A 6,170-nucleotide genomic window follows, 5' to 3' on the forward strand; every position below is an offset into this window, starting at 1 on the left:
AATATTACGTGTTTTATGGGTGGTCACTCAAAGAATGTAAATTTTTATAAACAAAATATATATAAAGATGTAAGTTCTAGTTATATGTAAAAAGAGTGAAATTACTAGCTACTAAAGTAGTGGTATCCAAATTGTCTCTGAATCTTCCTGTGCAAATATTCCAGTGGATTATCAGATGCAGGTGTGATTCTTACACTAGATGAAACAACAAAAAGTTTGGCTAAAGCAAACAACGTATTTAAGTTGCAATACTAAAGTTAGTCTGGACTTTAGTAAGTATGCAGTAGACAATGTTTACTCATTCTTCGTTAATTTCGTGAATTGAACTTTTGTGCCGTCTTGTGGAATTATTTATCGAAGTTGACGCCCCGACATCCCCAGCTCTTTTCCTTCTTGGAACCAAGCAAGAGAAGGAGGTCGCCCACTGCGACATTAGAAGACTCTATGCCATAGTGGAACCTGAATCTAAGCCCCACTGGTGCTTAAGAAGCTCTTGATAGGTTGCCTCGCGCACGACCATCTGCTCATAGAGCTTGACTAAAAAATCTTTAGCTTGATCGTGGCTCATATTTTGCACCTGAGTAGCAAATGAGCAGATGCTAAATTGCTGTTCCAAGGATAGTTTCATTGGTTGATTCATAATTTACTCCGAAAAAACAAACGTAAAGGTGATATCGCTCACAGAAGTCCAAATGGGATAATATTTGGACTCATATCTGTCCAACATTTGTTCCTCCGTATTACGAAAGATAACAATTGTTTGACAGATTGCCCACATCCAAAGTGTGGACTTTTCTGCTCTGATATCTTGCACCTAATCCTACTGATATACCACCCAAGTCAGCTGAACCATATTCCGGAAAATAAGCTCTATTTGGTCTTAGATAAGTATAACTACCTCCCTAATTCCTTCCTACTTTGCACAAATCTTCTTTAAAGAGAATATCTGCTATGCAAAACCCATCTTAGTCTTTGTGTTTAAAAAGCCTAAGATGCTGTCTCCCCAGGTGTGGAGGAAGCTTCGGAGGGCGGAGATTTTAAGGAGGTTGGGGAATTAATGGTAATAAGCGTGAATTATAGTCGCTTTACCTTATTACGTGCAAGATGTCAATTTACCAATTTATACAAATTTAGCCTCTTTAAGTGATTTTAGAGGCTAAAAATATTTGTATCAAATTGTAAAAAGGAAAAATGCTCACGCTGAACAAATTACTGAGTATATTTACCAGATTTGTCCTTTGTCCTCTCTTACAAAGTTGAGGCAGTCTGTTGGCGGGTTCCCCCGCTTAAAGGAACTGCCGTCTGATGCCTGCGACGGGCTGCGCCAACGGAGGAAACCTCCGCTCAAAGCCAGTTCGTCTAAGTCGGGAAACCCTTCCTGTGCGACTGGCTCGACTTTGCGCTTTGTCCTATCCTGCGGGAAGCCCTTCGGGTGACGCTCGTACCTCGCTAACGCTACGCTAACAGCAGTCGCTCATGGGGGAAACCCCCAAGACCGCGCTGCTTCACCGCTGGCGCGTCTATGTCATTTGTTTAAACTTCTAAGCATCGACTAATGACTATTTTCTTCGAGTGAGACGATAACAACTGTGATATTATCGTGCCCTCCATGCTCTTTGGCAGCCTCAACAAGAGAGATGGCGGCTTTATCAAGCCAAGGACTATCTTTGAGGCAGTTAGCAATCTTCTGCTCGACAAGTTCTTCTGTAAGACCATCACTACATAACAGCAAGCGATCGCCAACTTTTACATCTAGTGGTTGCACATCAATTTGATGCAAATCTTCACGCCCCAAACAACGCGATAATACATGACGAAAAGGATGTAATCGTGCTTCATCTAAGGTGATGTCACCGATTTTGATTGCTCGTGCTACCCAAGTGTGGTCTTCCGTTACCTGTTCTAAGTGTGACTCTCGGAAGCGATACAGCCGCGAATCGCCAACATGAGCGCACCAAGGCGACTCTGGAGAGCGAAAAATCACTGCTACAACCGTTGTCCCCATGTCAGCGCGTTCGGGATGATTTTGCTGATCCTGTAAAATCGCTTCATTGGCACCCCACAAAGCTTGCTCTAGCAATTCTTGAGAAGACTTAGAGGTTTCCCAATTTGCTACCAAATACGCCTGAATTTCTCCAGTAGCAATTCTACTTGCCTCCTCACCTCCAGCATGACCACCCATGCCATCCGCAACAACGAAAAATCGCCCTTCTGGGTCGATATAGTAAGCATCCTGATTATTAGAACGAATAAGTCCCGGATCGCTAAAACCCGTGAAATTGAGTTTCATAAATTTTTTTTTACAACAATTAATACATACGATCGTAACGGTCGAGGCGTAAAAGTAATCGGATCAGAATCGCTGAAAGCGCTACTGCAATTAAACCAGGCAGCAGTGCCAACCATAGATAATCCTTAACCACTAAAATAGTAGCTGAAAGCGTGAAACCGCTGATTAACAGAGCATAACTTATTGACAGCTGAATACTGCTTTGTCGCCGCAGCAGGCGTTCGGTTTCTATAGACCGAACGCGCAAGCGCATATCTCCTTGCTCTAGCTTCTCCAGTGTATCTTCTAATCTACGTGGCAGACTAAAGGCGGTACTACTTACCTGAGCTGCTTGGCGACTTAATTCGTTAAGAAAGCTATTCCCCTCAGAACCATTCATATCGGTTATAAGCTGCATTGCATATGGTTGGGCAACTTCCATAAAGTTAAACTCTGGATCTAAGCCTTTCCCTACCCCTTCTAGAGTAGAAAAGGCTCGCATCACGAAAGTGAAAGTTGCTGGAAATCTAAATGGCTGATTATAAGCTATTTCGTAAAGGTCGTCACTGATTGCTGCAACTGATTGGTTTTCAAAGGGCTTATCCATAAAATGATCCAGCATATACTGGACGGAACGCCGCACTGGGCCCATGTCATCAGTTGGGGCGATCGCACCTAAAGCGATGAGAGACTGCACAACGCGATCGCCATCTTTTTGAGCAATGCCAAAAAGTGTTTCCATCAATCCTTCGCGGATGTTAGACTTAATCCGCCCCATCATGCCGAAATCATAGAATATTAAAGCACCATTTGCACCAACGGCTATATTGCCTGGGTGAGGATCGGCGTGGAAAAAGCCACTATTGAGTAATTGTAGTAAGTAGGCTTGAGCGCCTTGACGCGCGATCGCCTTTCGATCTAAACCTGCTGCCTCTAAAGCTTCGTATTGGCTAATTTTAATTCCAGGGAGATATTCTAAAGTCAGCACTCTGGAAGTAGTGTAACGCCAGTATATTCTGGGGACGTTCACCCAATCGTAGCCGCGAAAGTTTCGGCGAAAAGTATCGGCGTTACGACCTTCGTTAAGATAATCAATTTCTTCCCAAAGAATGCGACAACATTCTTCGTAAATACCCAACCAATCTCGCCCTCGTCCCCATTTGGGATGGCTTTGAAAGTAGCGGGTAATTCCTTTGAGAATCTGTAAATCTATTTCAAATAATTTCTTTAGTCCTGGACGTTGCACCTTGACAACAACCGATTCCCCGGTATGTAGCACAGCTTTGTGTACTTGCCCCAAGCTAGCAGCAGCTAAGGGAATAGGTTCAAAATTATCGAAGAGTTCAGGAATTTTCTTGCCTAGTTCTTTCTCAACGATCGCTTCTACTTGCTCATAACTAAATGCGGGTACTTTGTCTTGTAACTTGGCTAGTTCTTCTACATATTCACCAGGGAATATATCAGCACGGGTAGAAAACAGTTGCCCAACTTTGATGAAGGTTGGCCCTAAATCCAGTAGAGTATTGCGAATCCAAACCGCTTGGGTTTTGCGTCTTCCAGCTTGCTTGACATCAGTCACACCACCTGGATAACTCCAAGATTTGTTGTATAACCAAAGTTTGAACAATAAGGTCAAGACAAAAGACCAAATGTCCACAAAACGCCGTTTGCTAGAGTAATTTTCCCGATTCCAACGGTATGCCTTCTCTGAATAACCTTGTTCCATATACTTTGTTTACCGTTGGTTTGCGACCGAATCACTTGGAAGAAAAGACACTCTGATTCCTAAACTATTCTTTTTTAAGTGTCATTTGTCATTTGTACATAATTTTTGACCAATGACTAATGACTAAAATTTATGCAGAAGTTCTACGATAATGTTGCAATTCTGTTCGTAGCAGGGCAATTTCGGCTCGTAATTCATCAATCTCTGCTTGCAAGTCACCGGAATCAGAACTGGCTTGCCCAGTACTTGCGGTAGATTGACCAGCATTAGCAGTTTCTGCTGCCCGTGCCCGTTCTAGGACTTCTTCTGTAAACTGGCGCAACTGCTCTCTAGCTTCTGCATCAAATTTGCCCAAATCGCTCAAAGCATCGGTCAAGGCGACCTCTAAACGCTCATTAACTACTTCAGCTACTGCTCTGCCTACGAAAAAGGCTTGCACAAGGGGGTTACTCATAAATTTTTGTTACGTTGATCCGCAAGAGAATTATAACTTGCCTGTATGCTTTGCGGCTTCTGTTGTTGAGCTAGAAATTTACATGAGGCGATCACTTTATTTATGGCATTCCAGTAACTCTCGATAATATTGCTCTGGTGTACTCGGTAAATAAGTTGTCATTTGCAAAGTTTGTTCCCTCAACTTGAAACCTTGGGTAATATTAATCCGGCTGAGTAAATCGATATCATGGGAAATTACCCAAAGCGCTCCTTGGTAATCATTAATACCTACTACCATTTGTTCAACAGTTTCAATATCCAAATTATTAGTTGGCTCATCAAGAATCAGTAGATCGATTTCTGAGATACTGATCATAGCGATCGCTAATCTTGCCAATTCACCTCCACTCAGCACAGAGGCGTTTTTGTGAACATCATCATATTTAAAGAGAAAGTGTCCTAGTTGTTGACGCAAAAGCTGATAGCTGAGATCGGGATTAGTAGCTTGCATATTTTCCATAATTGTGTATTGACGATTTACCCATTCATAGGTTTGATCGAGATATACAGTTTTCATCGCTGGTGCAAGCAAAACTTCACCTGATTCTAAAATGGCTGCTTGGTTTTCCCTTCCCAAAATTGCCTTTACCAAACTCGATTTACCAGAACCGTTTGCGCCGATAATGGCTATGCGATCGCCAGATGATATATGCAGTTGAATATTTTGAATCAATAGACGCTCTGATATCTTAAGATTCGCACCTTGGATATTAATTAGATTTCGGCGCTTTTGATTTTTTTCTTCTAGTTGAATACTCGTTACTTTCGTAGTTTTGACTTTCGTTTCTTCAACTTTTTGATTAGCCTTTGCTACTGCTGCTTCATGTTTCTTTTTCGCAGTTCCGGTAGACACCTCAGCTTTGGTTTTAATCAGTCCTGCTGCCATTCTATCAATACTACCATTCAGAAACTTGGCGCGACCGTTGCGACTAGATTGGGCTGCGCGTTGCTGTTCTTGTATAGCTGTGGCTTGGGTACGTTTAAGTTCCTTTCTGGCGGCTTCGTGCGATCGCAATGCTACCTCTAACTCTATTTCTTTCTGTTCTCGATAGTACGAGAAATTACCACCATATATTTTCAAGCCAACAGGTGTAAGTTCCCAGGTAACTTCTGTTACTTGGTCTAAGAAAAAAGGCTTGTGAGAGACAATTATATACGCACCTGTGAAATTCAAAAGAAACTGTCTTAGGCTTTCTAATGCTTGCAAATCCATGTGATTAGTTAGCTCATCGAGCAATAACAAGTTTGGCTCTTGAGCTAAACTGATCGCCATAAACAATTTAGTAAGTTCTCCACCACTCAAGTTAGCGATTGGTAAAGATAAGTCAACTTTGGTGTTAAATTGTGTTTGCAAAATATCTTCAATCTGCCACCATTCCTCAGAGATAGAAATCAAAAAATTAAGTACTGTATTTGCTGTAATCTCTTGTCTGATAGTGCTGATTTGTGGCAAATAATAGACAATACAATTACACCAAACTGAACCTGGATATTGGTTAATTTGACCTACAAGTATCTTGAAAAGGATTGATTTTCCTACTCCGTTGCGACCTACTAAAGCAATGCGATCACCTGCGTCGATATTCACAGTGCGATTCGTTGGTTAGTGAATCCCGGTATCCAGCCCGTATATAACTAACCCAACCATTTGTCATTAAAAGTACAAAAGGTTGAACTCTC

At 41.9% G+C, this 6,170-nt stretch carries 6 protein-coding genes; 1 reads left to right on the top strand and 5 read right to left on the bottom strand.

Features of this window, described 5'->3' with window-relative positions; genetic code table 11:
• Positions 1 to 442 precede the first annotated feature (442 nt).
• Positions 443 to 640 carry an NblA/ycf18 family protein gene (locus V7K89_RS07575; RefSeq protein WP_041565841.1) on the bottom strand — a complete coding sequence of 66 codons (198 nt, stop codon included), beginning with the start codon at positions 638 to 640 and terminating at the stop codon, positions 443 to 445.
• Positions 641 to 1,305: 665 nt separating this feature from the next.
• Here V7K89_RS07575 and V7K89_RS07580 point away from each other — a divergent pair.
• Positions 1,306 to 1,464 (top strand): hypothetical protein, encoded by a 159-nt coding sequence (locus tag V7K89_RS07580; protein WP_335185822.1) that lies wholly within the window; start codon positions 1,306 to 1,308, stop codon positions 1,462 to 1,464.
• 88 nt (positions 1,465 to 1,552) lie between these two features.
• On the opposite strand, the gene V7K89_RS07585 is transcribed toward V7K89_RS07580, so the two are convergent.
• From V7K89_RS07585 to V7K89_RS07600, 4 genes are all read right to left on the bottom strand, one after another.
• Entirely contained in the window at positions 1,553 to 2,290 is a 738-nt protein-coding gene (locus V7K89_RS07585) for a Stp1/IreP family PP2C-type Ser/Thr phosphatase (RefSeq protein WP_335185824.1), read from the bottom strand.
• Between the two features lie 19 nt (positions 2,291 to 2,309).
• A complete protein-coding gene (locus V7K89_RS07590; RefSeq protein ID WP_335185826.1) occupies positions 2,310 to 3,995 on the bottom strand; it encodes an ABC1 kinase family protein in 1,686 nt (561 codons plus the stop codon).
• A 130-nt stretch (positions 3,996 to 4,125) separates the two neighbouring features.
• On the bottom strand, positions 4,126 to 4,449 hold the full coding sequence (locus tag V7K89_RS07595) for a DUF6825 family protein (RefSeq protein ID WP_335185828.1): 324 nt from the start codon (positions 4,447 to 4,449) through the stop codon (positions 4,126 to 4,128).
• A gap of 96 nt (positions 4,450 to 4,545) precedes the next feature.
• Positions 4,546 to 6,078: an ABC-F family ATP-binding cassette domain-containing protein gene (locus tag V7K89_RS07600; RefSeq protein WP_335185830.1), complete on the bottom strand. Its 1,533-nt coding sequence runs from the start codon at positions 6,076 to 6,078 to the stop codon at positions 4,546 to 4,548.
• Positions 6,079 to 6,170 lie beyond the last annotated feature (92 nt).

The sequence above is a fragment of the Nostoc sp. genome (assembly GCF_036917515.1).
Lineage (GTDB): Bacteria > Cyanobacteriota > Cyanobacteriia > Cyanobacteriales > Nostocaceae > Nostoc.

Coding starts and splice junctions, on each gene's coding strand:
- V7K89_RS07575 (WP_041565841.1), bottom strand. CDS start 640: ATGAATCAACCAATGAAACTATCCTTGGAACAGCAATTTAGCATCTGC.
- V7K89_RS07580 (WP_335185822.1), top strand. CDS start 1,306: ATGCCTGCGACGGGCTGCGCCAACGGAGGAAACCTCCGCTCAAAGCCA.
- V7K89_RS07585 (WP_335185824.1), bottom strand. CDS start 2,290: ATGAAACTCAATTTCACGGGTTTTAGCGATCCGGGACTTATTCGTTCT.
- V7K89_RS07590 (WP_335185826.1), bottom strand. CDS start 3,995: ATGGAACAAGGTTATTCAGAGAAGGCATACCGTTGGAATCGGGAAAAT.
- V7K89_RS07595 (WP_335185828.1), bottom strand. CDS start 4,449: ATGAGTAACCCCCTTGTGCAAGCCTTTTTCGTAGGCAGAGCAGTAGCT.